Origin of the sequence: Gordonia malaquae (genome assembly GCF_037148075.1) — a bacterium.
GTDB lineage: Bacteria > Actinomycetota > Actinomycetes > Mycobacteriales > Mycobacteriaceae > Gordonia > Gordonia malaquae.
This window is the reverse complement of sequence record NZ_JBBCUB010000002.1, coordinates 883,884-907,194: the sequence shown is the minus strand read 5'-3', so window position 1 is coordinate 907,194 and position 23,311 is coordinate 883,884. Positions and strand designations below refer to the sequence as shown.

Genomic DNA, 23,311 nt, shown 5'->3' with positions numbered 1-23,311 from the left:
GGCCTCATGGTTGACTTCGCATACGTGATCGCAGGTTCCGAGGCCACCGGCGGCGCCGGTATTCAGACGGACTTGAAGACGTTCCAGCAGCTCGGTGCGTTCGGGCTCGGCACGATCACGTGCATCGTCTCGTTCGACCCGAAGAACAACTGGGGTCACCGCTTCGTGCCGGTCGACCCGACTGTCATCGCGGACCAGATCGAAGCCGCGACCAGCGCGTACGACCTCGACGTCGTCAAGATCGGCATGATGGGCACGCCCGCGACGATCGACGTCGTCGCCGATGCGCTGGCACGGCAGTCGTGGCGGCACGTCGTCCTCGATCCGGTCCTCATCTGCAAGGGGCAGGAGCCGGGGGCCGCGCTCGATACGGACCAGGCGCTGCGAGCGAAGGTGCTGCCGCAGGCCACCGTGGTGACACCGAATCTGTTTGAGGCGCAGATCCTGTCGGGGATGGACTCGATTCAGACCGTCGACGACCTCGCTGAGGCCGCGCGCCGGATCGGCGCGCAGGGGCCGCAGTACGTTCTCGCCAAGGGCGGCGTGGAGTTGCCGGGTGACGACGCCGTGGACGTCCTCTTCGACGGCGAGGACGTGACGGTGCTCCGCGCACCGAAGATCGGAAGCGAGCGCGTGTCTGGGGCCGGCTGCACACTCGCCGCCGCGGTCACCGCGGAACTCGCGAAGGGCGCCACCGTTCTCGAAGCGGCGCGTCGGGCGAAGGATTTCACAAGCGACGCCATTGCGGCTCGTGTCAGCGGTAACCTCCCGTTCGACGCAGTCCGACAGGGCTGACACACCAGGCGAGGAGATCAGACGCATGGGCCTCTTGACCTACAGCATCAACGTCACACTTGATGGTTGTGTCGACCATCAGGAGGGCATCGCCGACGACGAGACCCACGCGTACTTCACCCGGCTCATGAACGACAGCGGCGCGATGCTGTGGGGCCGCGTCACATACGAGATGATGGAGAGCTACTGGCCCGCCGTGGCTCGCGGCGAGATCGACGCGCCGCTCGCGCTGCAAGACTGGGCTCGTGCCCTGGAGTCGAAGGCGAAGTACGTCGTGTCGACGACACGGACCGACTTCCCGTGGACGAACAGTCATCACCTCGGGGGTGATCTGACGAGCACGGTCGGCGAACTCAAAGAGCGCACCCCGGACGGTGTGCTCGTCGGCAGTGTCGCTCTCGCTGCAGAACTCGACCGACTCGATCTGATCGACGAGTACAAGTTCCTGATTCACCCGATGATCGCGGGCCACGGGCCGACGCTGCACCAGTCAGGTCTGCCCACAACCCGTCGTCTCGAACTGATCTCAGCGGAACCGCTAACCAACGGTGCCATCGCAGTCCACTACCGCCGCTCGCGCGCCTGAGCGAACCGCCCCTGCTCCTTGAGCGAGCCGACCCTGCTCCTGAGCGAACCGCCCCTGCTCTTTGAGCGAGCCGACCCCTGCTCCTTGAGCGAGCTTGCGAGTCGAAAGGCAAGCGACGATTCACCTGAGAGTAGGCATGGCGGTGTACTCGCCTGACCAGCTCAGGCGGGGTTCCGGACCACGTCGACCCCCGGTGGGGCCGGCGGTCCCGGTGGTGGTGCCGGGATCCGGCAGGAGAGCCATTTCTCGACTGCCGATCCGGACTGGGTGGCCCGGATGGCCGGGAGCAGCTTCTCGGGCTGCAGCGAGTGGTTGACTTTCCACGGCTGGTTCGAGCCGGTGGGTCGCCATCCGACCCGGCCTTTGAACGGGCCGGAGGTGAGGATGGTGGTCTCCCATCCGCCGGGTGTGGTGGAGACGCTGCGGTTGTGTCCTCCGCAGGCCCCACCCAGGTGGTTGATGTCGGTGGGTCCGCCGTCTTGCCAGTCGGGCATGTGGTGGGCTTGGGTGCGTGACCACGGGGTAGTGCAGCCGGGCGCGGTGCATCCGCGGTCCCGACCGAACAACGCCAGCCGCTGAGCCAACGAGGCCAGTCGCTTGCCGCGACCCAGGTGCAGAACCTGTGAGGACTGGCCTTCGAACACTTCGAGCCACGGTGTCGCGTCGGCGGCGATGTCGACCAGATCAGTGACCGGCAAGCGGGTGCCGGTGGCGGTGACCGCAACACCCGCGCGGTCTTCTAGGTCCTCCAGCGAGGCCGTCACGACCAGGTGTGAGGGGAGGGCGATGGAGTCGCCGAGGGCGCCGTTGGCGAGCAGGTGGTCGAGCATTGCCTCGAGCGCGTCGTGGTTGCGCTGGGACTGCGAGCGCGTATCGCGCTCACGAGCCGCGGAAAGGGCCTCAGCGTCTGCACCGTAGGCCGCGCCGCGCGGGGACTCGGGGTCGTCGGGATTGTTCATCCCGGGCTCTGCCCAGAGGGTGAGAATGGCTTCGAGCTTGGCTCGAAGCGACGGCGACAGTTGCGCCCGGATCTTGGACATCAGCCGCTTGTCTTGCGGCTGGATCGCGAATCCCCGCGTCCGGGCGCGATCGGCGTCGTCGGTCAATGACCCGTCGGGGTCGAGGTGTGCCAGGATCCGGCGGCCGACCTCCCGCGTCCCCTCCGGGGTCAACTCGCGGGACAGTTCGTCGATCTCGGATTCGGCACGAGCCTTGTCCTCGGCAGGAATCGCGGCGGGAATCTCTTCGATCACGGCGGTGATCTCACTGACGTGATCGACCGACAGGTCGCCATCGGCGACTGCTGCGGCGGTAGCTGGGAGTGCCGGGTCGAGCTGGTCGCCGGAGTAGTTGTACATCGGAGCCAGTGCCAACGCTGCGGCGACACGGCGCTTGCTAGCACCGGCACCAAGGCGCAGGACTGCGGTCAAATACTTGCCCGGCGTCTGGACCCCGGCTTTGCGGTACGCGCCGCGGGTGGAGACCTCGGCGTACACGCGGGCGTCGACGCCGTCGGACCGGCGATGTGAACGCTCCAGGACATCCGCGGTGAGCAGGACGTCGTCGTCGGTCATCGCCGTCAGCGAGACGGACGACAGCTTCACAGTCACCGCATCCTGCAGACGCGCGAGTTCGAGAGGCGAATCGGGGAGATCAAAGGTGCTGGTCATGGCGTCCGCCTCCCTTCCGTAAATCGTGGACCGTGTCCAGTTTTGCTGTTATCTCCATAGTACTCCGAAGGTGTCGAAAATCATAGTACTATAGCTAATCAGTTCGATTGAGCGGAACGAGAGCAAAGCGGACCGAAACTGGCCGGAATGGCTCCTATGTTCAGGGCATCGGCCCAATACGAGGTCGAGTGATCCGACTCCAGGAGAGACACCGTGACCTTCGCAGCAACTCGCATCATCACCGACGACGTCGACGGACTCGTCGCTTTCTACGAGGCGGTGACCGGCGGCACCGTTGAACGCCTGCATCCACTGTTCGCACAACTCAACACGTCGATCGGAAGCCTTGCGATCGCGAGTTCGGCCACCGCCGGACTGTTGGGGGAGGGCGCCGTGGAACCGGCGGCCAACAGGTCTGTTTTGCTCGACTTCCTCGTGGCCGACGTTGACGCCGAGTACCAGCGGCTGCAGGGTGTCGTCACGTCGTTCGTCAACGAGCCGACCGACATGCCGTGGGGCAACCGTTCCCTCCTCTTCCGCGACCCGGACGGCAATCTGGTCAACTTCTTCGCGCCACTGAACCGGTGAAGTGAGGTCGGGACGTTCGACGGCGCTCGGTAGGGTGACAGGATGACTGTGACCCTCCGCGCGCAAGAGACAACCGATCTGGAGTTCCTGCATTCGCTGTTCAGCGACCCGGAGGTGGTTCGGTACTGGTTCGTCGAGCCGTACGTGACGCGTGCTGATTTCGAAGCCAAGTTCGAGGCGCGTCGCGGTGACCCGACGTCTCGCCGCTTCATCATCGACGACGACGGAGAATCAGTCGGCATCGTCGAACTCGTCGACATCCGTCGCATCCATCGGAACTGCGAGTTCCAGATCATCGTCGCGCCAGGCCGGCAGGGGCATGGCTACGCGCAGACGGCCACCACGCTTGTGCTCGACTACGCGTTCAACACCCTCAACCTCCACAAGGTGTATCTGCAGGTGGACGACGAGAACAAGGGTGCGATTCACGTGTACAGCAAGTGCGGCTTCCACGTGGAGGGGCACCAGCGAGACGAGTTCTGGGTGGATGGTGCGTACCACGACGTGACGCGGATGGCAGTGTTCGCCGACGACCCTCGTCCACAAGCCTGACATGAGCGACGTCCGTGTGGAGCGCGACGGCGATGTCCTGATCGTCGTGATGGACCGCGGTGATCGGCACAACGCGGTCGACGGGCCGATGGCGGCTGAGCTCGCCGCAGCGTTCCGTGACTTCGAGGCGTCGGACGCCAAGGTCGCGGTCCTCGCGGGCGAGGGGCCGTCGTTCTGCGCAGGCGCCGACCTCAAAGGCGTCGGAACCGAGCGAGGCAACTCGGTGACTCCGGACGGCGACGGCCCCATGGGGCCGACCCGGTTCGACCTCGACAAGCCGGTGATCGCGGCGATCCACGGTCACGCCGTCGCCGGCGGACTCGAACTCGCCCTCTGGTGCGACCTGCGGGTGGCTGAGGAGGGTGCAACACTCGGAGTCTTCTGCCGGCGATGGGGAGTGCCGCTCGTCGACGGCGGAACCGTCCGTCTTCCGCGGCTCATCGGGCACAGCCGGGCGATGGACCTCATTCTCACCGGACGCCCGGTGGGCGCCGCAGAAGCGTTGTCGTTCGGGCTGGTCAACAGGGTGGTATCGGACGGCTCGGCTCGGGCCGCCGCAGTGGAGCTCGCGCACGAGATCGCGCGGATGCCGAACACGTGCATGCGCGGCGACCGTCGGTCGGCTCGTGATCAGTGGAGCCTCGACGAGGCGTCCGCGCTCTCTGCCGAATTCGAGATCGGGATGACGTCGCTCATGGCCGACGGTATCGGCGGCGCCGGCCGGTTTGCGTCCGGCAAGGGCCGCGGCGGATCGTTCGACGACATCTGACGCTCTCGCTCCAGCTTGGTCAGGGGCTTCGAATGAGGCGAAGTGTCGAGTCGTGGACCTCGACGGCTTGGTCGTCGTCGACGGGCAGGAGTGGGAACCGCGGCCCGTACGTACGCAGAGTCTGCGCGATCAACGACGACGGATAGGCCGGAAGCATGCCTCCGGCGTGGGGGATCACCACCTGATCGATCAGACCGAGACCCGCGGTGGAGCCCAGCTCCGGAGCCTCGGCGGGATCGTCGAGAAGTGCGGCGGGCTCGATGTCCGGGCCGACGATCACCGATCCGGCGCTGAGTCCGATGTAGGGCAGACCTGCGCGTACCCTCGCTGCGAGTTCCAGATCCATGCCCGAGCGTCGTAGGTCGCCGAGGATTCGGAACGTGTTGCCGCCGCCCACGTAGACGGCGTCGACGTCGTCGAAACTGAAGTCGTCGACTGTCGTGTAGCCGCGGTCGTGTAATAGTTCGCGGCCCGCGCCGGCGACAATCCCGATCCGAACGTCCGATGCGGGTCTGGAAACGCACTCGGCGACGAAGCGCGTGAGCGCTCCGTCGCCGAGGGACAGCAGTAGCAGGTGCAATTACACGTCGCCGCGACGCAGCATGCGACCCTGTGCGGTCGTGAAGTCGATCTTCTTTCCGCGAAGCCACGTGCTCTTGACGACGCCTGCGAGAGCCCGTCCATCGTAGGGGCTGATCGGGTTCTTGTGGTGAAGCTTGTTGACGTCGACCACCTGCGCAGATTCCGGCTCGAAGATCGCGAAGTCGGCGTCGTAGCCGAGAGCGATGCGGCCCTTGTTGTTCAGGCCCGCGAGAGCGGCCGGCTTGGCCGACATCCACTCCATGACCTGAGTGAGGGGGATCCCGCGCTTGCGGGCCTCGGTCCAGATCAGGGACAGGCCGAGCTGCAGCGACGCGACGCCGCCCCAGGCGACACCGAAATCGCCATTCTCGACGTCCTTGAGGTCGATCGTCGACGGGGAGTGGTCGGAGACGATGCAGTCGATGGTGCCGTCTTCGAGTCCCTGCCACAGGAGTTCACGGTTCGACGCCTCGCGGATCGGCGGGCAGCACTTGAAAGCGGTCGCGCCGTTCGGGATCTCCTCCGCGAGCAGCGTGAGGTAGTGCGGGCAGGTCTCGACCGTGATCTTGACACCGTCGCGGCGGGCCGAGGCGATCATCGGCAGTGCGTCGGACGACGACAGGTGCAGCACGTGGGCGCGCGCACCGGTCCAGCGTGCCCGCTCGATGACCTCCGCGATCGCCACGTTCTCGGCGCCGCGCGGACGCGAGGCCAGGAACTGCGAGTACTGATTCCCCTCGGCGGTGGGAGCGTGGTCGATCGCGCGGGAATCCTCCGCGTGCACGATCATGAGGGAGTCGAAACCGGCCAGCTCGGCCATGTCCTCTTCCATCTCGTCCGCGGTGAGGTGAGGGAACTCGTCGACGCCGGAGTGCAGAAGGAAGCACTTGAAGCCGAAGACGCCTTCGTCGTGCAGGCCGCGCAGGTCCGCCTTGTTGCCGGGGACCGCCCCGCCCCAGAATCCGACGTCGATGTGGGTCTTTCCTGCAGCGGCTGCGCGTTTCGCGTTGAGCGCCTCGACGTTGACCGTCGGCGGGATCGAGTTCAGCGGCATGTCGATGAGGGTGGTGACACCGCCGGCGGCTGCGGCACGGGTGGCGGAGTCGAAGCCCTCCCACTCGGTGCGGCCGGGTTCGTTGACGTGCACGTGGGTGTCGACGAGGCCGGGGATCATCACCTGGTCGGACGTCAGCTCGATGACCTCGGCGCCGTCCAGTCCGCTGCCGAGCGGTTCGATTGCGACGACACGACCGCCGGAGATTCCGATCTCGCGTGCAACGATGCCCGCCGTGGTCAGGGTCTTCTCGCCCCGGACGACAAGATCGAATCGGGCCTGCGGTGCCTGTGTCGAATCGGCAGCGTCGTCGGTCATGGACGGGTCTCCTTAGCGAGATGAAAGTTCCTCATCGTGGAACTAGAAGTCTACTCAACGGAAATGGTAGATGTGACGGGAGACACGGGTCAAGGCGGCCCGGGGCTTGACAGTTTGGCCTAAGGTACGCGTTACTTATCGAACCTGTGGAATACTCTTTCCGCAGAGTGGAATACAGCGGTCGGCTCCCCAGCTGCCGCCCCGAACGTGAAAGTTCTTCCCATGAGCACAGAGATGACCGAGCCGGTGGACGTCGTGTCGACCGTCAAGGACTCCGGATTCGTACCGAGTCCGGAGCTGTACAACGCCGACCTGGCCCCGACCAAACGCGAAGGGCGACGCTGGAACGCGTACAGCATCTTCACCCTGTGGGCCAACGACGTTCACAGCCTCGGCAACTACGGGTTCGCGCTGGGTCTGTTCGCGGCGGGCGGCCTCGGCGGCTGGCAGATCCTGCTGGCACTCGGCCTCGGCGGAGCCTTCCTCTTCCTGCTGCTCAACCTCTCGGGCTTCATGGGCGAGAAGACCGGCGTCCCGTTCCCGGTGATGAGCCGCATCTCGTTCGGCATCCGGGGAGCGCAGGTCCCCGCGCTCATCCGTGGCATCGTCGCCATCGCATGGTTCGGTGTGCAGACGTACCTCGCATCGGTCGTGCTGCGAGTCATGATCGTGGCGCTCGCGCCGTCGGCCGGCACGCTCGACACCAACGACTTCCTCGGCCTCTCCACTCTCGGCTGGATCTCCTTCGTCGGCCTGTGGATCATCCAGGTCTTCATCGTCAGCTACGGCATGGAGATGATCCGCAAGTACGAGGCCTTCGCCGGTCCGGTCATCCTGATCACCATGGTCGCGCTCGCGGCATGGATGCTGAACAAGGCCGACTGGTCGATCGCGTGGACCGCTCCCGACGCCAAGACCGGTGGCGCGATGTGGGCCAAGATCATCGGCGCTGCGAGCCTGTGGGTCGCGATCTACGGCACGTTCGTCCTCAACTTCTGCGACTTCACTCGTAGTGCGAAGTCGAAGGGCTCCATCGTTCGTGGCAACTTCGTCGGCATCCCGCTGAACATGTTGCTGTTCGGCGGCATCGTGGTGGTCCTCGCCGGTGGACAGTTCAAGATCGACGGCAAGGTCATAACGTCCGTCTCGGACATCGTCGAGACCGTCCCGAACACATTCCTGCTGGTCCTGGCCTGCCTCGCATTGCTGATTCTGACAGTCGCCGTGAATCTGATGGCCAACTTCGTCGCGCCGATCTATGCGCTGTCGAATCTGTTCCCGAAGGTCCTGAACTTCCGCCGTGCGGGCGTCGTGTCGGCCGTGATCGGCCTGGTGATCCTGCCCTGGAACCTGTACGACTCGCCCGCAGTGATCGACTACTTCCTCGGCGGCCTCGGCGCGCTGCTCGGCCCGTTGTTCGGAATCGTGATGGCCGACTACTGGCTCGTCCGCAGGGGCAAGATCAACGTTCTGGATCTCTTCTCGATGGACGAGAACGGTGACTACCACTACTCCAAGGGTGTCAATCCGCGTGCCGTGCTCGCGTTCGTGGTGACCGCGATCGTGGCGCTGCTTCTGGCGTTCGTCCCGGCGTTCAAGGTGGTCGCGGACTTCTCCTGGTTCATCGGAGCCGGCCTCGGCGCGGTGGTCTACCTGGTGGTCGCCGATCGCCAGGGGCCGTTCCGCGACGTCTCCGGCGAAGAGATCGCCGTCGCGAGCGCGCACTAGACCAACCGTCACCGAAGGAGACTTGATGAGGATTCTGGTAGCCAACGTCAACACGACGCAGTCGATGACCGACGCCATCGCCGAGTCGGCGCGAGCCGTCGCCTCGCCTGGAACTGAGATCGTCGGCATCACACCGCGCTTCGGCGCCGACTCGTGTGAAGGCAACTTCGAGAGCTACCTCGCGGCGATCGCTGTGATGGATGCGATCACCTCGTACCCGGAGCCGTTCGACGCCGTCATCCAGGCCGGATACGGCGAGCACGGTCGTGAGGGTCTGCAGGAGTTGCTCGACGTGCCCGTCGTCGACATCACCGAGGCGGCCGCGTCGACCGCGATGTACCTGGGGCACAAGTACTCGGTCGTCACAACGCTCGATCGCACCGTTCCGCTCATCGAGGATCGGCTCAAGCTCGCCGGGCTCGACGCTCGCTGCGCATCAGTCCGCGCGTCCGGGCTCGGTGTCCTCGAACTCGAGTCCGATCCGGACCGGGCCGTCGAGGCGATCGTCGCGCAGTCGCGCGAAGCCGTCGAATCCGATCACGCCGAGGTGATCTGCCTCGGGTGCGGCGGGATGGCAGAACTCGAAGAACGCGTGCGTGAGGCCACGGGGGTGCCGATCGTCGACGGCGTCCGGTCGGCCGTCACAATCGCGGAAGGCCTTGTCCGCATGGGACTTTCGACGTCTAAGGTACGGACATACGCGCAACCGCGCGAGAAGAAGGTCATCGGCTGGCCGTTCACGATCTGACGACCAGTATGACCACGCCGAAGCCGGGCGCCACCTCCCAGGTGCCCGGCTTCGTCGTGTCGTGACCTCCGGCTCCTTCGGTTCTTCGCTCGTCGGCTCGTCCGCTCTTCGCGTTTTCGGCTCTTCGGCTTTTCGAGCGCAGTCGAGAAATGGAAACTGCCCGGCACGCTGTCGCGTGCCGGGCAGTGTCTGTGGGGACGTCAGAGCGTGATCTGGCGGTTGACGTCCTTGTAGAGGAGGTATCGGAAGTTCGACGGTCCGCCGGCGTAGCAGGCCTGCGGGCAGAAGGCGCGCAGCGACAGGTAGTCGCCCTCCTGGACCTCCACCCAGTCGCCGTTGAGGTGATAGACGGCCTTGCCCTCGAGCATGAGCAGTCCGTGCTCCATCACATGGGTCTCGGCGAACGGGATCGATGCACCGGGCTCGAACGTGACGACGTTGACGTGCATGTCGTAGGCGAGATCCTGCGGGTCGAGCATGCGAGTGGTGCGCCACTTGCCGTCGGTGCCGGGCATCGCGGACGGTTCGATGTCCTGCTCGTTGCCGAACTTGACGGACGGGATGTGGCCCTCGGCGGGCTCGTAGCGCTTCCGGATCCAGACGAACGTCGCGGGGGCGTCGCCGTCGTTGCGCGAGGACCAGATGGTGCCGGCGGGGAGGTAGGCGAAACCGCCCTCGGTGAGGGTCTCAGTCTGGCCTGCGGCGGCGACGGTGAGGGCGCCGGAGGTCACGAACACGAACCCCTCGACCTCTGCCTGCGGCTCCGGACGCTCAGCTCCGCCGCCGGGCGCCACCTCGACGATGGCCTGGAAGAACGTGGTCGCGCCACCGGCGACAGGGCGATTGATGATCCACGCCCGGGTGTCGGTCCACTCGGGGAACACCGAGGTCACGATGTCGGAGAGGACGCCGCGGGGAATCACGGTGTACGCCTCGGTGACGATCGCGCGGTCGGTGAGCAGGTCTGTCTGCGGCGGCAGTCCGCCGCGAGGGGTGTAATACGACGCTGAGGTCACTGGTCTCTCCTGGTGGTGGTGGTCGCGCGGCCAAGGGCGGTGTCGCGGACGGTGGACATCGGAAGGTCTGTCGCCGACTCGGCTTCGTCGACCGTCACCGCACCGCAGGTGACGCCGCGGTCGATGACGGCGGCGAGGGCGCGTGCCGTGGCGGGTTCGTCGAGGATCGTCGAGTCGAGTTTGTGCATGTAGTTGCGCAGACGTGTCGCCGCCGGGCCGAAACCGTCGCGGTAGAACGCGTACGTGGCCAGGAAACGGGTCACGAGCTGGGCGGGGTGCAGGTCCCAGCCCTGGTAGATGCCGCGTTCGAGGTGGCGGCGCACCAGTCGTGCGTGCAGCTTCCAGGCGTGGGCCACGGTGTCGGCGTCGCCGATCGGCAGGATGTTGGTCGAGCCGTCGGACAGGTGGACGCCGGTGCCCGCGACAGCGAGCTGCATGACGTTCTTCGCGTGGTCGGCCGCGGGGTGTTCCATCGACTGGTACGCGGCGGCGATGCCGAGCGATGCGGAGTAGTCGTAGGTGCCGTAGTGGAGCGAGCTGACGCGTCCGTCGCCTGCGTGGATCATTCGGGCCACGGGTGCGGAGCCGTCGGCGCCGAGGATGGCCTGCGGCGTCTCGACCTGCACCTCGAAGCGGATGCGGTGGTCGGGGAGGTTGTGCTCGGACTCCAGGGTCTCGGCGACGAACACCATCGCCTCCACCTGGTCGACCGACGTCACCTTGGGGAGGGTGAGGGTCAGTCCGTCGGGCAGGCCGCCGGTCTCCATCAGACCGCCGATGAACAGATCGAGGGTTCGGAGGCCGCGTCGACGTGTCGGAGCCTCGAAGCATTTGAACCGAGTGCCGACGAACGGCGTCGACGTCCCGGCGTCCAGTGCCGTCCGGAGGCGACTGACGGCCGCGGCGACGTCGGCGTCCTCGGTCGTGTCGCCGCGGTTGCCGTACCCGTCCTCGAAGTCGATGCGGAGGTCTTCGATGGGCTCGGTCGTCAGCTTGCGGGCGACGAGTTCGGCGAGAGTGTCGGCGGTGTCCGTGCTGCCGATCATCGCGGCGACGGCGTCGAGGCCGCCCGCGTTGTGGGCGGCGTCCAGTGCTGCCGCGCCCCACTCCTGCGGCATGGTCGCCGTGTAGCGGTCGCCGGGCAGGTAGACGGTGTGGATCGGCTGGCGACGTCCGTCGTCGCCGGGGTACTGCGCTTTCAGTGCGGCGTCCGCTGATGTGAGACGGCGGTCGACGTCGTCGAGCAGGGCGTCGTCGAGATGTCGTGTCACGATGGTGGCCTCCCGGTTGGCTCGTACGGAATCGGAATCACAATTCCACGATGTGGAGTTTACTGTGAACGGGGTTGAATGCACAAGGATTCGCCGGTCTTCTTGCGGATCGCAGATTCCGCATTGCGGAACGAATCGTGAGCGTGTTGAATGAACCGCATGGCGGATGGCAGGTCGGGTGGCGTTCAATCAGTGGAGCGCGCATTTGAACTCATGGAACTGATCGGTCGCGCGGGCGGGGAGTGCTCGTTGACGGAGCTGTCGTCCGAGTCGCCGCTTCCACCTCCCACCATCCACCGACTGCTCCGAACGCTGGTCGGCATCGGTTACGTGAGGCAGCTTCCCAATCGCCGCTACTCGCTCGGGCCGAGACTCATTCGGTTGGGGGAGGTTGCGAACCGGCAGTTGGGCGCCGTGGCGGGCCCTGTCCTTCAATCGCTCGTCGACGAACTCTCGGAGACAGCCAGCCTCGCCGTTCTCGACGGCGACATGGTGATCTACACCGGCCAGGTCGCGTCGCTGCACAGCATGCGTACGAACAACGAGATCGGGCGTCGCGTGAACTTGCACAACTCGGGTGTCGGCAAAGCCGTTCTCGCCGAGCTCGACGACGCGCGGATCCTCAAGCTCGTGACGCAAGCCGGCCTTCCTGCCGCCACCGAGAACAGTGTGACCACGTTGTCGTCTGTCTTCGCCAACGTGGAGAAGGTGCGCGCCGACGGGTTCGCCGTCGACGAGCAGGAGCAGGAGATCGGCGTTCGGTGCATCGCGATGGCTGTGCCTGGCGCGCCGACGCCGATGGCCATCGGCATCTCCGGCCCGGAATCCCGCATGGATGCGGACCTGCTGAAGCGTGCGGTCCCTGCTCTCCGTCACGCGACCGACGTGATCTCCGAAGCCCTCATCGGGGCTCGGGAGGAGTAGGCCTGGGATCACGCGTGTGGCCGTACGTCCCGGCGTGGCGTCGTGAGCGACGGGGCGAATCTGTGTCATCAGTCGTGATGATCGGACCTGGGCGGGCAGATGTGACGTAGCGTTCTGCGCATACGTGATCGATGCTCGCTGTTTGCAATCCGGGGGTTCTGTGTTCAGACGTTCAATCGCCTGTGCTGCGGCAGTGGCTGCGCTCGCCGCCGTGGCTCCGACAGGCAGTGCCGAGGCGGCATCCATCCCGCGCCTCGTCTCGACCGTCGTCTCGCACGACTGCGAGAACCTCGGTGTGACTATCAGTCTGACGCCGTCGCAGAAGCGGCGAGCACAAGCTCTCCTGCCCGCGGGCTTCCGGCTGGCGGACGCCGCTACCCTCCTTGTCGAGACGTCGACGTGTGCGGGCGCGACAGTGAACGGGCAGGTCATTCATTCGTTCAAACTGTCCGAGGCCGCATTGTCGGTGGTGCCGCCGCGGCGGGTGGAGTCTCGCCAACTGCCGGATCTGGTCACCGAGAACGTCTTCATGCTGTCGCAACTCGACACGAACCGGTTGCTGTCGGAGACGAAGTCGAGGGCGGGCTATCGGACCGAGATCGCCGAGATCTCCCTCGACCGCGGCTCGAACAGTGCGGTCCCGCGCATAATGACCGCGTCGGCGGGCGGTTCACTCGCTCCGTCGTCGGCGCGGGCACGGACCACGCCGCTTCTGCTCCCGGCCGGAGTGGAAGTCCCGAACCCGGGCGTGGTCTACCAACTGTGGACCAAGGACGCCGCCGGGCGATTCGTCGTGACGACCAACTCGAACATGCGAATCGGGGCGCCCGCGGTGGGCGCCGGAACCGTCACCGCCGAACCCGGAACACTTCTGCATCGACTTCTCGGTGGACGGTCGGCGTCGGGGGTGGCGTTCTCCGGTCGGGCGAGTGGATTCATCAACGACACCTACGTCTTCCGTCGCTGAGACCGGACCGATTAGCCCGAAGCTGTCGCTTCACGGGCGGACGGGGATTGTCGGCGCCGTGCATCAGGACCCGTACATCATCCATCCGATTCGGCTCGCCCTGCGATTGCTGCGCTGGGGTGGCGTCCAGAGTGTCGCCGGCGTGACGAATCGCTCGGCCGCACCGGCCGCTCGACAGATTTGTCGGGGGTGGGGGATACCATCACGGAAATCGACATAGGGGGAGTTCAGGATGAATCGCACTGCTACGGCTGTGACTGCAATCGGCCTGATGGGAGTGCTCGCGGGGTGCGCCGACGGTGGTGCGTCCGACGAAGCGAGTGCCTCGGACGCCGCCGGCACCACGACGACCGGCTCGACGCGGACGGTGACGAGCACGCAAACGCAACCTCGAATCGTCGACGCAGACCCGGCCGAGTTCGCAACTGCCGGTTCGCCGGGCTACTACCGGTGGACGTACGCCACGGGTCGGGGATGTGCGGCCGCACCGGCGATGAATGGGATGGATCCTGCCGTCTATTGTTCGGTCACCTTCCCGGCGGGGACGCCGGACGTGAAGAACGATGTCTTCGTCGGAGCACCGAACTCGATCCGGCTCACCGCAGAGGGAACAGAAGCGACGATTCAAGAAGGTGGGCCACCTGGGGCTCGGACTCTTCCCGTGGGGAGTCGGATCGCCATCGGAGACAATGCGTGCACGGCGCTGGCGAACGGGATCACCTGCAGTAGTCCTGGCGGTGGCTTCACGTTCGAGGGTGGTGCATTGACTCGAACCGGGATCGAGATCCCGCCGACGGCTCCGTAGCGACTGCTCCGACGTGCGGCACTGGTTTCACGATCGCGTCATGACGACTCGGACACGAGGCGTCTGACCGCGGGAAGCACGACGTCCCACGTGTGCGGCGGCGGAACTTCGTGCCCCACTCCCGTCAAACGTAGAAGCCGGGATCCGGGGATCATCGCAGCGAGCGCTTTACCGTGCTCGACGGGGAACATCGGATCGTCCACGCTGTGAACGACGAGCGTCGGTGCGGCGATCATGGCGGGGTCGACGCCGCCGGATGGCGCCGCAACGAAGTGATTGGACATCGACGACTCCATATTCGCGGTGCGGCGCACCTCGAGAGATGCGATGTGCCGGACGCGCGCTTCGTCGAAACGTTCTGGGCAGGCGTAGGGTCGTTCGACGTCGACGCGATAGTCGATCACCGAGTCCAGATCGGCCCAGTCGATCGCGGGAGGGGGTTCGGTCCAGGTGGCGGCGACCGCTGGCGTCGGCCCCGGTAGCGATCCGTGGTCGCCTCCGGCCGGACTCGACTCGATGAGAGTCACCGACGCGACACGATCGGGATGGCCGACGGCGAGAGCTTGCGCGATTCCGCCGCCCATCGACATGCCGACGAGGTGAGCGCGCTCGATGTCGAAGGCGTTGAGCACCCGCAGAGCGTCTGTCACCAGATCGTCGCCCGTGTAGTCGGGTCGGCCGGGCGGCGACTGCGCCGATCGTCCGGTGTCGCGGTGGTCGTAGCGGATCACCTGGAGTCGCCCGGCGCTAAGGGCATCGCAGAACTCCGGTGTCCACCAGTCCATCGACTGGCCGCCGCCTGCGATCAGCAGGACCGCCGGCGCATCGGCGGAGCCACGTCGGTCCGCGGCGAGATCGATTCCATCTGCGTGCAGCATCGTCATGGGAGGCCTTTCGAGACGCTCTCCATCGTGTCATCGTGGAGTGATGGGCGACGAAGATTTGACGACAGCAGGTTGGACGGCGACCCCAGACGGGCTCGTCGCCCGCTTCCGCACCGGAACGATGGTCCGTGGTCTCGAGTTCGTGACTCGTGTCGTCGCGGCCGCGGAGGCGGCGAATCATCACCCGGACATCGACTTCCGGTACGGATCGGTGGCGCTCACGCTGATAACGCACGATGCCGGTGACGAGATCACCGATCTCGACCATCGCCTCGCGCGCGAGATCACAAACATCGCAGCCAGCCTGGACGTATCGTCCTGACCTCCTGATCCCCGGGTCCCTCACGATCGGAAACGACCGTGCGGGGCCTCTCTTGCGCTTCCACTATCAGCGTTACTATGTACTGGTAGTAAATATCACTTAGTAGTGGGAGGGGTTGTGGGAAAGCAGATCACGGAGATGCTCAAGGGCACGCTCGAAGGAATCGTTCTCGCGGTGCTGGCGGTCGCGCCGGCGTACGGGTACGAGATCACCGCGCGTCTGCGCGACGAGGGTTTCGCAGACATCGCGGAGGGCACCGTCTACGCGTTGCTGGTGCGCATCGAGAAGCGCGGCATCGTCGACGTGGAGAAGGTCCCGTCGGAGAAGGGGCCGCCGCGAAAGGTCTACTCGCTCAACGACGCCGGGCGAGCGGAACTCGACGAGTTCTGGCGCACCTGGACCTTCCTGTCCGACCGAATCGAACACCTGCACCGAGGAGTCAACTGACATGTCCATCATCAACAAGATCGTCGGCGACAAGAAGCGCTACCGCGCGTATCAGGCGCGAGTCGCGGCTCTGCCGACACCGCACCGCGAGACCGTTGAAGCACTCGCTCGCTACCTGATGTACTTCGGGCCCGGTGAAAGCGACAACCTGACGTCGATGCTCGAAGACCTCACCGACCTGTTCGAGCAGAGCGTGGCCGACGGCGTAGACGTCCGCGGCATCGTCGGGGACAATCCCGTCGACTTCGCCGAAGACTTCCAGCGCAACTACCCCGAAGGTCAGTGGATCGGCCGCGAGCGCGACCGCCTCAACGACACGATCAGCAAGGCCGTCGGCGACGAGGGGACACCACGATGACCGGCGCCGACAACGCGATCAGCGTGCGTGGGTTGACCAAGAAGTATGGTGACCATGTTGTTCTCAACGGCGTCGACCTGGACGTCGCCCGAGGCTCGGTGTTCGCGCTGCTCGGATCCAACGGTGCCGGAAAGACCACCCTCGTCAAGATCCTCGCCACCGTCCTGTCGGCCGATGCCGGGACTGCGACTGTCAACGGGCACGACCTCGGACAGCAGGCGCGGAGTGTCCGTCAGGCGATCAGCCTCACCGGGCAGTTCGCCGCCGTCGACGAGATTCTGACGGGCCGCGAGAACCTCGTGCTCATCGCGCGACTGCGCCATCAGGCGGATCCGGGAGAGGTCGCCGACCGCCTGCTCGCTCAGTTCGGCCTGACTGACGCCGGCGCGCGTCGAGTCGGCACGTACTCCGGCGGGATGAGGAGACGTCTCGACATAGCGATGAGTTTGATCGGCGACCCGCCGATCGTGTTCCTCGACGAGCCGACGACCGGGCTGGATCCGCAGGCCCGCATCGACGTGTGGAACGCGGTTCGGGGACTCGCCGACAGCGGCACGACAGTCCTCCTGACTACGCAGTACCTGGACGAGGCCGAGCACCTCGCAGACCGGATCGCGATCCTCCACGAGGGACGGATCATCGTCGACGGCACACTCGCCGACCTCAAACGGCTCCTGCCGCCCGTCGAGGTCGAGTACATCGAGAAGCAGCCGACACTGGAGGACGTGTTCCTCGCCGTTGTCAGCGACGACGACCTCGGGAGGTCGGCATGACCACTCAGGCTCTCGGCTCGACAGCCGTCTCCGACACTCTGACCCTTCTCGGTCGGTCGTTGCGACACATCACACGGAGTGTCGACACGGTGATCACGACGACGGTCATGCCGATCGCGTTCATGCTGCTGTTCGTCTACGTCTTCGGAGGGGCGATCGACACCGGAGCTCAGCGTTACGTCGACTATCTGCTGCCGGGGATCCTGCTGATCACCATCGCGTCGGGAGTCGCCTACACCGCGTTCCGCCTGTACCAGGACATGCAGGGCGGGATCGTCGAACGGCTGGTGTCCATGCCGATCAGTCGGACGAGTGTTTTGTGGGCGCACGTCTTCACATCGATGGTGGCGAACGCGGTATCGGTGCTCATCGTGCTGATCGTGGCCGCCGTGATGGGGTTTCGCACGAGCGCCGGGCCGGGCGCGTGGTTGGCTGTCGTGGGCATCCTCTGCCTGTTCACGCTCGCGATGACATGGCTTGCGGTGATCCCGGGGCTGACCGCGAGTTCGCCGGACGGGGCGACTGCGTTCTCCTATCCGCTGATCCTGTTGCCGTTTGTCAGTTCGGCATTCGTCCCGACAGCCGGCATGCCCGGTCCAGTGCGGGCCTTCGCGGAGAACCAGCCGGTCACCGCGATCGTCGACGCGATCCGAAACCTCTTTGCGGAGCAGCCGGTCGGTGGCGGGATCTGGATCGCACTGGGCTGGTGCTTCGCGCTTCTCGTCGCGGCGTACGCCGTCGCCATGCTCGTGTACCGCAGAAAACTGCGGTGAGCAGGCTGACACTAGACGCCGGGGGGAGGTCCCCACTGCTGTGGCGACTACAGCTCGTAGCCGGGGCGGACGTTCTGTTGCGGCGGCGCCTGCGGGTGCTGCGACGGCCGGACCGAGCGGAGTAGACGCGGAACGTTGGGCCGCAAAAGTCACGCGGGTGTGGTGTACGAAACGCACCCCGGCGCTACTCTCCTGCCAGGTCGCGAGTTCCGCGATCCCCAAGTCATCTATCCGAGGAACGTCGCCACGTCGTGGGAGACGTCGAGCAGCCAGGCGGGCACGATGCCGAGAGCGATCGTGAGGCCGACGCTGATCGCGATCGGGATCGTGGTCAGCAGGCTCGGTTGTGCGACCGTGGGTCCGCCTTCTGGAGGATCGGAGAAGAACATCGCAACGATCACCCGCACGTAGAAGTAGGCGGCGATCGCGCTGCACACCACTCCGACGATCACCAACGGCCACGCGCCCTCCTGGCCTGCGGCCGAGAACACTGCGAACTTGCCGATGAACCCGCCGGTGAGCGGGATGCCCGCGAAGGAGAGCAGGAGGATCGACATCATCGTGCCCACGAGCGGATGCTCGCGACCCAGTCCGGCCCACGCGCGGAGGTCGGACTCCTCTCGGCCGGTCGCATCGCGCACCACGCTGATCAGCGCGAATGCGCCGAACGCGGACACTGCGTACACGGCGATGTAGAACAGAGTGCCCGCGAGGGCGTCCCGCGAGAGGGTGATCGCCCCGATGAGGGCGAAGCCGACGTGACTCACCGACGAGTACGCAAGCATGCGTTTGCAGTCCCGCTGGGTGACGGCCATGAAGGTCGCGATCACCATTGTGGCGATCGTTATCGTCCACAGCGCGGGGCGCGCGATGTCGGCCAGGTCGGGGAATCCGACGTGCAGCACTCGGAGCAGCGCGCCGAAAGCGGCCGCCTTCGTCGCGGATGCCATCAACGATGTGACCGGAGAGGGAGCGCCCTGGTAGACGTCCGGGACCCACGACCCGAAGGGAACGGCGCCGACTTTGAACAGCAGGCCGACGGCGATCAAGACCAGCGCGATCACACCGAAGGTGCGATCGTCCGCAGTCTGCAACGACTGCCCGACGTCCCGCAGCGACAGCGAGGCGCTCGCACCGTAGGCGAAGGCGGTCCCGAACAAGAAGATCGCCGACGCGAACGCGCCGAGCAGGAAGTACTTGAGCGACGCCTCTTGAGACAGCAATCGGCGACGTCGAGCCAGACCGCACAGCACGTACAGGGGCAGTGACAGCACCTCGAGTGCGATGAACATCGTCAGCAGATCGCCGCACGAGCCGAACAGCATCATGCCGCCCACCGCGAACAGCGTGAGGGGATACACCTCGGTCGTCAGGAACCCGGCGCGTCCTGCGGCGAGTTCGTCCGTCGAACCGGGCACGGTGGCTCCGGACGGCGTGAATGCGTCAGCTGTCAGTTCGGCATCGGCATCCGAACCCGCGTCGTCGGAGCGTGTCCTCCGTTCGTCGAGTGGAGTCGAGACGTATCCCACCGCCACCGGTTTGCCTGCCGCGGTCCGGACCTCGGCGGGCGCCCACACCCTGTCGAGCCGCCGTTCTCCCATGAATGCGACGGCTCCCAGTGCGACGACGAGGACGACTGCCTGAACGAACAGCCCAGGGCCGTCGATCAGGACTGCGCCGGACATGAGGGTCCGTTGCTGTGGCGAGTCCGTTGTGGCGGTGTGTGCGACGAATCCCAGCGCGACCATCGCGGCGACAATGCCCGCACAGGACAATCCGAGCTGAATGCGGTACCGCGCCTCGCTTCGCGCGAAGGCCTCCACGAGGACGCTGACCACGGCGACACCGAACACGATCAGCATCGGCGAGAGCCGGTAGTAGTCGATCGAGGGAAGCACGAGTCCGTCGGTCATCGGTCTGCTCCGTCGTTGGCAGTGGTCGAGGTCGTCGCCGGTGCGGCCGGATCGACGAAGTCCAGGATGATCCGGGGGAAGAACCCGAGGACGAACAACAGGACGATCAACGGTGCGACGACGACCTTCTCCCGCACCCCGAGATCGGTGATGCGCTCGTCCGCACCGTCCGGCGCAGGGCCGCCCATCATTCGCTGATATGTCCAGAGGATGTAGACGGCCGACAGGACCAACGCGAGCGAAGCGATCACGGCTGCCGCGGGATACCGCACGAACGTTCCGATCAGGACGAGGAACTCGCTGATGAACGGTCCCAGCCCGGGAAGAGACAGGGTGGCGAGGCCTGCGATCAGAAATGTCCCCGACAACACCGGTGCAAGGCGTTGCACACCGCCGTAGTCGCTGATCAACGAACTGCCGCGACGCGAGACGAGGAACCCCGCGATGAGGAACAGGGCAGCCGTCGAGATGCCGTGATTGACCATGTAGAGAGTGGAGCCGACGTGGCCCTGATCGGTGAGCGCAAAAACGCCGAGCACGATGAAACCGAAGTGCGAGATCGACGTGTAGGCGATGAGCCGCATCACGTCGGTCTGGCCGATCGCCATCACTGCGCCGTAGACGATGCTGACGACCGCGAGAGTGCACAACACCGGGGCGAAGGTCTCCGAGGCGTCGGGGAACAGGCCGATGCAGAACCTCAGCATCGCGAACGTGCCCACCTTGTCCATCACCGCCATCATCATCACGGCGGCGGCCGGAGTGGTGGAGACGGCGGCGTCGGGCAGCCAAGTGTGCAGCGGCCAGAGCGGGGCCTTCACGGCGAATGCGAATACGAAGCCCGCGAACAGGAGGTTCTGTGTGGTCGGCGACATCTCAAGGGCGCCGTCCGCCACGGCGGTGGAGATCGACTCGAAGCTGAACCGGCCGGCGACGACGTACAGTCCGATCACCGCGGCGAGCATGACGAGTCCGCCGAACAGGTTGTACAGCAGGAACTGCACGGCCGCCCGCGACCGTTCGGCACGCACTCCGGGACCGGCCGTCCCGAAGCCGCCGATCAGGAAGTACATCGGAATCAACATCGCCTCGAAGAAGATGTAGAACAACAGCACATCGGTCGCGACGAAGCTCATCAGCACCATCGCCTCGACCGCGAGCAGCAGGGCGACGTAGATGTGGACGCTCTTGCCCTGCCCGTTCTCGGTTATGGCCGACGGAGCCGCGGTGGAGTCTGCGTCCCGCCACCCTGCCAGCAACAGGAGGGGAGTGAGGACAGCGGTGAGGAGGATCAAGGCGAGTCCGACGCCGTCCAACCCGAGCGAGTAGCGGGCTCCGAACTGCGGGATCCAGCTCAGATCCTCGGTCATCTGGAAACGCCCGCCGCCGGGTTCGAAACGGGCCGCGACGATCACCGACCACACCAGCACCAGCAGGGCTGCGCCGACGCCGATCACCTTCGCGTTGTGGGCGCGGGCCGCGGGCAGGAACATCACCACGGCGGATGCGACTGCGGGGAGCAGCCACAACACGGTGAGCCAGGGCATCGTCATAGGACGTTCACCACCATCGTCAGCGCGGCGATCACCACGGTTCCGGCGAGAATCGACAGAGCGTACGAGCGGACGAAGCCGTTCTGAGCACGTCGGGCGACGGTCGACGTGCCGGTGACGGCCGCGCCGATGCCTGTCGGAACCGCGCTGAGTCCACGCTCGTCCACCGTCACCAGGCCGGCCGTCGCGAGTGCCCCCGGACCCGCGAACACCTTCTCGTTGAAGGTGTCGCCGAACAGGTCGGCGCGCGCCGCGACAGTCAGCATCGACACGTCGTCGGGCGGTGTCGTGGGAACCGGTTGTCGTCCGTACTTGGCCCATGCGACGGCGGCGCCTGCGACGACACATACGAGGACGATGGTCGTGACAGCCCACGCCGGGACGGAACCGTGGTGCTCGGGCGCCTCACCGACGACAGGTGTGAGCCAGTCCGTCAGCGACCCTCCGATCGCGAGGAGCGCACCCGCGCCGACCGAACCGATCGCGAGCACGATCATCGGGCCGGTCATCGATGTGGACGACTCGTGCGGGTGTGCGTCGTCCCGCCACCTCGGCGGACCGAAGAACGTCAACACCATCACCCGGGTCATGTAGAACGCGGTGATCGCGGCGCCGAGAATCGTCGCACCGCCGAGCATCCATCCGCGGACTCCTCCCTCGGCGAGCGCGGCTTCGATGATGCCGTCTTTCGAGAAGAAGCCGGAGAACGGCGGCACGCCGATGATGGCGAGGTATCCGAGGCCGAAGGTGGCGAACGTGATCGGCATCGCCGTCCGGAGCCCGCCGAAGCGGCGCATGTCCGTCTCGTCGTTCATCGCGTGCATCACCGAGCCCGCGCCGAGGAACAGACCGGCTTTGAAGAAGCCGTGTGTGATCAGGTGCAGAATCGCGGCGGCGTAGCCGGCTGGACCGAGACCCGCCGCGAGGATCATGTAGCCGATCTGGCTCATCGTCGACGCCGCAAGCGCCTTCTTGATGTCGTCCTTCGCGCAGCCGATGATCGCGCCGAACAGCAGCGTCACGGCGCCGACCACGGTGACCGCGGTCTGCGCGTTCGGCGCGAGGTCGAAGACCGGACCCGACCGGGTGATCAGGTAGACGCCTGCGGTGACCATGGTCGCGGCGTGGATCAGCGCCGACACCGGGGTCGGGCCTTCCATCGCGTCGCCGAGCCACGCCTGCAGCGGCACCTGCGCCGACTTGCCGCAGGCTGCGAGCAACAGCATGAATCCGATGCCGGTCACCGCGGCGTCGCTCGCCCCCGAGGCGCCCGCGAACACGGTGTCGAAGTCGACGGACCCGAAGGTCGAGAACATGATCATCATCGCGATCGCCAGCCCCATGTCGCCGACACGGTTCATCACGAACGCCTTCTTCGCGGCCGTCGCCGCCGACGGCTTGTGCTGCCAGAAGCCGATGAGCAGGTACGACGCGACGCCCACCCCCTCCCAGCCGAGGTACAGGCCGAGATAGTTGTTCGCGAGGACGAGCACGAGCATCGCCGCGACGAACAGGTTCAGATACGCGAAGAACCGCCGACGGTCCGGATCGTCGGCCATGTAGCCGAGCGAGTACATGTGGATCAACGTCCCGACCACGGTGATCAACAGGACGAAGCACATCGACAACTGATCGAGTTGCAGGCCGAAGTCGACTCGAAGACTCCCCGCCGGCACCCATGAGTACAGGTCGTTGGAGACGGTGCGGTCGCCGACGTCGCGGCCGATCATGGAGATCCACGCGACGATCGCGGCAACCGCCGATCCGGCGGCGAGTGCCGTCGAGAGAAGAGGACCCCAGGTGTCGGCAGCCTTTCGGCCCGCCGGTGCGCTTCGATCAAGGACCGGGGGAAGCACGAGGAGGAGCGCTGCGCCGAGGGCGGGCAGTGCGGGGATGATCCAGAGTTGCGTCACGG

At 65.9% G+C, this 23,311-nt stretch carries 24 protein-coding genes; 15 read left to right on the top strand and 9 right to left on the bottom strand.

Annotated elements, in window-relative coordinates; all coding sequences use genetic code 11:
* Positions 1–6: 6 nt before the first annotated feature.
* Positions 7–795, top strand: coding sequence for a bifunctional hydroxymethylpyrimidine kinase/phosphomethylpyrimidine kinase (gene thiD, locus WFK36_RS11375; RefSeq protein ID WP_336791742.1), 789 nt, complete (start codon positions 7–9; stop codon positions 793–795).
* A 25-nt stretch (positions 796–820) separates the two neighbouring features.
* Positions 821–1,381: a dihydrofolate reductase family protein gene (locus WFK36_RS11370; protein ID WP_336791740.1), complete on the top strand. Its 561-nt coding sequence runs from the start codon at positions 821–823 to the stop codon at positions 1,379–1,381.
* Positions 1,382–1,542: 161 nt separating this feature from the next.
* Here the strand turns inward: WFK36_RS11370 and WFK36_RS11365 are convergent, their stop codons facing one another.
* Positions 1,543–3,051: an HNH endonuclease signature motif containing protein gene (locus WFK36_RS11365; RefSeq protein WP_336791739.1), complete on the bottom strand. Its 1,509-nt coding sequence runs from the start codon at positions 3,049–3,051 to the stop codon at positions 1,543–1,545.
* 213 nt (positions 3,052–3,264) lie between these two features.
* Between WFK36_RS11365 and WFK36_RS11360 the strand changes: the two genes are divergently transcribed.
* Genes WFK36_RS11360 through WFK36_RS11350 form a run of 3 tightly spaced genes read left to right on the top strand, consistent with a single transcriptional unit; the run spans position 3,265 to position 4,960 of the window.
* Positions 3,265–3,639, top strand: coding sequence for a VOC family protein (locus WFK36_RS11360; RefSeq protein ID WP_336791738.1), 375 nt, complete (start codon positions 3,265–3,267; stop codon positions 3,637–3,639).
* A gap of 42 nt (positions 3,640–3,681) precedes the next feature.
* Positions 3,682–4,191: a GNAT family N-acetyltransferase gene (locus tag WFK36_RS11355; RefSeq protein WP_008378875.1), complete on the top strand. Its 510-nt coding sequence runs from the start codon at positions 3,682–3,684 to the stop codon at positions 4,189–4,191.
* Between the two features lies 1 nt (position 4,192).
* Complete coding sequence (locus WFK36_RS11350) at positions 4,193–4,960, top strand: crotonase/enoyl-CoA hydratase family protein (RefSeq protein WP_336791737.1); 768 nt, start codon at positions 4,193–4,195, stop codon at positions 4,958–4,960.
* Positions 4,961–4,979: 19 nt separating this feature from the next.
* Here WFK36_RS11350 and WFK36_RS11345 read toward each other — a convergent pair whose 3' ends face one another.
* Entirely contained in the window at positions 4,980–5,540 is a 561-nt protein-coding gene (locus tag WFK36_RS11345; RefSeq protein WP_336791736.1) for a Type 1 glutamine amidotransferase-like domain-containing protein, read from the bottom strand.
* A complete protein-coding gene (gene allB, locus WFK36_RS11340; RefSeq protein ID WP_008378880.1) occupies positions 5,541–6,914 on the bottom strand; it encodes an allantoinase AllB in 1,374 nt (457 codons plus the stop codon).
* A gap of 234 nt (positions 6,915–7,148) precedes the next feature.
* On the opposite strand from allB, the gene WFK36_RS11335 reads away from it, so the two are divergent.
* On the top strand, positions 7,149–8,642 hold the full coding sequence (locus tag WFK36_RS11335; protein WP_373278341.1) for an NCS1 family nucleobase:cation symporter-1: 1,494 nt from the start codon (positions 7,149–7,151) through the stop codon (positions 8,640–8,642).
* A 25-nt stretch (positions 8,643–8,667) separates the two neighbouring features.
* Positions 8,668–9,390: an aspartate/glutamate racemase family protein gene (locus tag WFK36_RS11330; protein WP_008378884.1), complete on the top strand. Its 723-nt coding sequence runs from the start codon at positions 8,668–8,670 to the stop codon at positions 9,388–9,390.
* A gap of 200 nt (positions 9,391–9,590) precedes the next feature.
* On the opposite strand, the gene WFK36_RS11325 is transcribed toward WFK36_RS11330, so the two are convergent.
* The gene (locus tag WFK36_RS11325) at positions 9,591–10,406 is read right to left on the bottom strand and encodes a bifunctional allantoicase/(S)-ureidoglycine aminohydrolase (protein ID WP_336791734.1); all 816 of its coding nucleotides are present in this window, start codon (positions 10,404–10,406) and stop codon (positions 9,591–9,593) included.
* A complete protein-coding gene (locus WFK36_RS11320) occupies positions 10,403–11,677 on the bottom strand; it encodes a DUF6986 family protein (RefSeq protein ID WP_336791732.1) in 1,275 nt (424 codons plus the stop codon). The genes WFK36_RS11325 and WFK36_RS11320 overlap by 4 nt, the downstream gene beginning before the upstream one ends.
* A gap of 150 nt (positions 11,678–11,827) precedes the next feature.
* Between WFK36_RS11320 and WFK36_RS11315 the strand changes: the two genes are divergently transcribed.
* The 3 genes from WFK36_RS11315 (at position 11,828) to WFK36_RS11305 (ending at position 14,373) form a co-directional block, all read left to right on the top strand.
* Positions 11,828–12,601 carry an IclR family transcriptional regulator gene (locus WFK36_RS11315; RefSeq protein ID WP_419717482.1) on the top strand — a complete coding sequence of 258 codons (774 nt, stop codon included), beginning with the start codon at positions 11,828–11,830 and terminating at the stop codon, positions 12,599–12,601.
* Positions 12,602–12,761: 160 nt separating this feature from the next.
* Entirely contained in the window at positions 12,762–13,568 is an 807-nt protein-coding gene (locus WFK36_RS11310) for a hypothetical protein (RefSeq protein ID WP_336791728.1), read from the top strand.
* A 232-nt stretch (positions 13,569–13,800) separates the two neighbouring features.
* Positions 13,801–14,373: a hypothetical protein gene (locus WFK36_RS11305; RefSeq protein ID WP_336791727.1), complete on the top strand. Its 573-nt coding sequence runs from the start codon at positions 13,801–13,803 to the stop codon at positions 14,371–14,373.
* A gap of 38 nt (positions 14,374–14,411) precedes the next feature.
* On the opposite strand, the gene WFK36_RS11300 is transcribed toward WFK36_RS11305, so the two are convergent.
* The gene (locus WFK36_RS11300; protein ID WP_336791725.1) at positions 14,412–15,257 is read right to left on the bottom strand and encodes an alpha/beta fold hydrolase; all 846 of its coding nucleotides are present in this window, start codon (positions 15,255–15,257) and stop codon (positions 14,412–14,414) included.
* A gap of 43 nt (positions 15,258–15,300) precedes the next feature.
* Here WFK36_RS11300 and WFK36_RS11295 point away from each other — a divergent pair, with 43 nt between their 5' ends.
* The 5 genes from WFK36_RS11295 to WFK36_RS11275 all read left to right on the top strand — a co-directional run bounded on the left by WFK36_RS11295 (position 15,301) and on the right by WFK36_RS11275 (position 17,930).
* Positions 15,301–15,579 carry a 4a-hydroxytetrahydrobiopterin dehydratase gene (locus WFK36_RS11295; protein WP_336791723.1) on the top strand — a complete coding sequence of 93 codons (279 nt, stop codon included), beginning with the start codon at positions 15,301–15,303 and terminating at the stop codon, positions 15,577–15,579.
* A 117-nt stretch (positions 15,580–15,696) separates the two neighbouring features.
* Positions 15,697–16,026 (top strand): PadR family transcriptional regulator, encoded by a 330-nt coding sequence (locus WFK36_RS11290; protein WP_336791722.1) that lies wholly within the window; start codon positions 15,697–15,699, stop codon positions 16,024–16,026.
* A 1-nt stretch (position 16,027) separates the two neighbouring features.
* On the top strand, positions 16,028–16,384 hold the full coding sequence (locus WFK36_RS11285) for a DUF1048 domain-containing protein (protein WP_336791721.1): 357 nt from the start codon (positions 16,028–16,030) through the stop codon (positions 16,382–16,384).
* Entirely contained in the window at positions 16,381–17,157 is a 777-nt protein-coding gene (locus WFK36_RS11280) for an ABC transporter ATP-binding protein (protein WP_336791720.1), read from the top strand. The genes WFK36_RS11285 and WFK36_RS11280 overlap by 4 nt, the downstream gene beginning before the upstream one ends.
* Positions 17,154–17,930, top strand: a complete 777-nt coding sequence (locus WFK36_RS11275; protein WP_336791719.1) for an ABC transporter permease — start codon at positions 17,154–17,156, stop codon at positions 17,928–17,930. Before WFK36_RS11280 ends, WFK36_RS11275 begins: the two co-directional genes overlap by 4 nt.
* A gap of 227 nt (positions 17,931–18,157) precedes the next feature.
* Here the strand turns inward: WFK36_RS11275 and nuoN are convergent, their stop codons facing one another.
* Genes nuoN through nuoL form a run of 3 tightly spaced genes read right to left on the bottom strand, consistent with a single transcriptional unit; the run spans position 18,158 to position 23,309 of the window.
* Entirely contained in the window at positions 18,158–19,843 is a 1,686-nt protein-coding gene (gene nuoN, locus WFK36_RS11270) for an NADH-quinone oxidoreductase subunit NuoN (protein WP_336791718.1), read from the bottom strand.
* The gene (locus WFK36_RS11265) at positions 19,840–21,396 is read right to left on the bottom strand and encodes an NADH-quinone oxidoreductase subunit M (protein WP_336791716.1); all 1,557 of its coding nucleotides are present in this window, start codon (positions 21,394–21,396) and stop codon (positions 19,840–19,842) included. The genes nuoN and WFK36_RS11265 overlap by 4 nt, the downstream gene beginning before the upstream one ends.
* Positions 21,393–23,309 carry an NADH-quinone oxidoreductase subunit L gene (gene nuoL / locus WFK36_RS11260; RefSeq protein ID WP_336791714.1) on the bottom strand — a complete coding sequence of 639 codons (1,917 nt, stop codon included), beginning with the start codon at positions 23,307–23,309 and terminating at the stop codon, positions 21,393–21,395. Before nuoL ends, WFK36_RS11265 begins: the two co-directional genes overlap by 4 nt.
* Between the last annotated feature and the right edge of the window lie 2 nt (positions 23,310–23,311).